2 protein-coding genes are annotated in these 1,139 nt (G+C 42.8%); both read right to left on the bottom strand.

Features of this window, described 5'->3' with window-relative positions; all coding sequences use genetic code 11:
• On the bottom strand, nt 1-350 hold a 350-nt coding region (locus tag WEIDD23_RS14270; protein ID WP_242865407.1), incomplete at its 3' end, for a CamS family sex pheromone protein.
• A 53-nt stretch (nt 351-403) separates the two neighbouring features.
• A partial coding sequence (locus tag WEIDD23_RS01640) for a helix-hairpin-helix domain-containing protein (protein WP_242865376.1) occupies nt 404-1,139 on the bottom strand: 736 nt, incomplete at its 5' end.

Below are 1,139 nucleotides of genomic sequence, written 5' to 3' on the forward strand. Positions count from 1 at the left end.
TGTCCCTCTTGGAACACGTACTTAGATGTATTGAAGTGTTCCTTTGAAAAGTCCAAGAGACCACTTTCAAAACTGACCATATTGAAGTTGTTTGATTCTTGGCCAGCCGTAATTCCACGGGCTTTACTTGTTAAATACTTACCGTCTTTGATGACAGTTTTGTATGATGAATCATCCGTTTTACCAGTGACTTGAATGCCTTTTTTTGAAGAAGAATTCGCAGACTTCGTTGTGCTAGATTTTGTCGCGACGTTTGATGAGTTCTTTGAAAAGAAATTCCCAAAGAACACGAGCGCGGCTGCTAGCACAACAACACCGAGAATACCGGCAATCCATTTTAATGCACGCATGTGTTACTCCTTTAGTTGGCGAAATAGTGCTTATCGTCAACAAATATTCATTTTTAGTTGTTGTTATCCATACTATCACGCAATTGCGCTTCTGACCAAATCTCTATGCCCAATTCTTGTGCTTTGGTTAACTTTGACCCAGCGTCAGCACCGGCAATTAACAAATCTGTTTTTTTAGATACGGAACCACTGACAGTCGCCCCTTGGGATTCAAGCCAGGCGGTTGCTTCTGAACGGCTAAATAGCGCTAGTTTACCAGTTAAAACAACTTTCTTATCAGAAAAGACAGTATCCGTTGCGATTTCAACAGCTTGCGTGTAACGCGTATTAACACCGAGTTGCTCAAAATCAGCGACTAATTCTTGCGCATGCTCAGTATCGAAATACTGCGCAATGCTGTGGCCGATGATCAAGCCCATGCCCGGTAATTCTGCGATATCGTCTGCACTAGCATGAGCGATGGCATCTAATGTCACGAATTTTGCAGCAATGGTCTTAGCAGCTTTTGCCCCGACGTTACGAATACCTAACCCGAATAACAGGCGTTCGACTGAATTTTGCTTGGAATTTTCGATAGCACGCAATAGATTGTTAGCGGACGTTTCACCAAACTTGTCCAAGGTTAGCAATTGTTCAAATGTCAGGCGATACAAATCAGAAACCTGACTAATCATATTACGTGAGAGTAACTGTCCAACGATCTTTGGTCCAAGGCCGTCAATATTCATTGCATCGCGAGAAGCAAAGTGCGTCAATGACTCTTGAACTTGTGCAGGGCAGAACGGATTA

It is taken from the genome of Weissella sp. DD23, from assembly GCF_001579105.1.
In the GTDB taxonomy this organism is placed as follows: Bacteria; Bacillota; Bacilli; order Lactobacillales; family Lactobacillaceae; genus Weissella; species Weissella cibaria.